This is a genomic window from Moorena sp. SIO4A1 (assembly GCF_010672065.1).
Taxonomy (GTDB): Bacteria; Cyanobacteriota; Cyanobacteriia; order Cyanobacteriales; family Coleofasciculaceae; genus Moorena.
In genome coordinates this window covers 1-1008 of record NZ_JAAHHX010001095.1, presented here as the reverse complement: position 1 = coordinate 1008, position 1008 = coordinate 1, and the positions used below count along the sequence as shown (strand labels likewise).

Here is a 1008-nt window from a genome sequence, read left to right as displayed (position 1 = left end):
TATAATGTAAATAGGGAGTCAATTGATCCACTAATAGCAGCTTTAAAAGCAGGAAGACAACTTAAGTCAGCAACCGTAGTAGGAACCGATACCCGCACTCAGACTTTAGCTACATTACAGCAAGCCCTTTATGGAGTCAGAGAGCGCAATCGTTTGGAAGGTTATGACAGTTGGGTTAATAGCCTCAGTTTTAGTCCTGATGGTGAAATCCTTGTCACTAGCAGTGCTGATGGTATGGTCAAACTTTGGAACCGAGATGGCAAACTAATATACATTCTTCAAGGGTATAAAGATACAGTCAATAGCGTAAGTTTTAGTCCTGATGGTAAAATCCTTGCCACTGGCAGTGCTGATGGTAAAGTTAAACTCTGGAATATAGAGACGGGAAAAGAAATCCGCACTCTCCTGGGACAGAAAGCAGGTATTACGAGTCTCAGTTTCAGTCCTGATGGTAAGGTAATTGTCAGTGGTAGTCGCGACGGAACAGTGAGGTTGTGGGACTTAAATGGTAACCAGATTAGTCAACCCTTTCCAGTACAGGAACCTGGGGTCACAAGTATCAGTTTTAGCCCTGATGGTCAGACCCTTGCCACTGCCAGTCTGGATGGAGCTGTCAGACTCTGGAATCTTCAAGGTCAGAAACTTCTAACTATTGAGAAATTTGGTGCCACAATCAGCAGCATCCGCTTCAGTCCTGATGGTCAGACAATTGCCACTGGCAGTTCAGACGGAACTGTTAAGCTCTGGAGTCGGGAAGGTCAGCAACTCGAAATCTTGCGGGGTCATAATAGAGGGATTACAAGTATGAGCTTTAGTCCCGATGGCAAAATTTTAGCTACCGCCAGCAGAGACTTGACCGTCAGACTCTGGAGCGTTGAGGGCCCAGACCGGAATCAGGAAGAGTAGAGGCCAATTCTCCCCAAGCGTTAAGTAAAGTTCCGGTGTGCCCCACCGTACTTAAGGCTCTAGTTAAAATATTTTTGGCAGCATTGTGGTCTCTGTCTAGCT

At 45.7% G+C, this 1008-nt stretch carries 1 protein-coding gene and 1 pseudogene; one reads left to right on the top strand and one right to left on the bottom strand.

The window, feature by feature from the left end; all coding sequences use genetic code 11:
* Window positions 1–906: WD40 repeat domain-containing protein (locus F6K53_RS45540; protein ID WP_293087848.1), on the top strand; the 906-nt coding region annotated here is incomplete at its 5' end.
* On the opposite strand, the pseudogene F6K53_RS45535 reads toward F6K53_RS45540, so the two are convergent.
* Window positions 860–1008, bottom strand: a pseudogene (locus F6K53_RS45535) (RNA-guided endonuclease TnpB family protein); the annotation flags it as partial. The gene F6K53_RS45540 and the pseudogene F6K53_RS45535 sit on opposite strands and share 47 nt — an antisense overlap.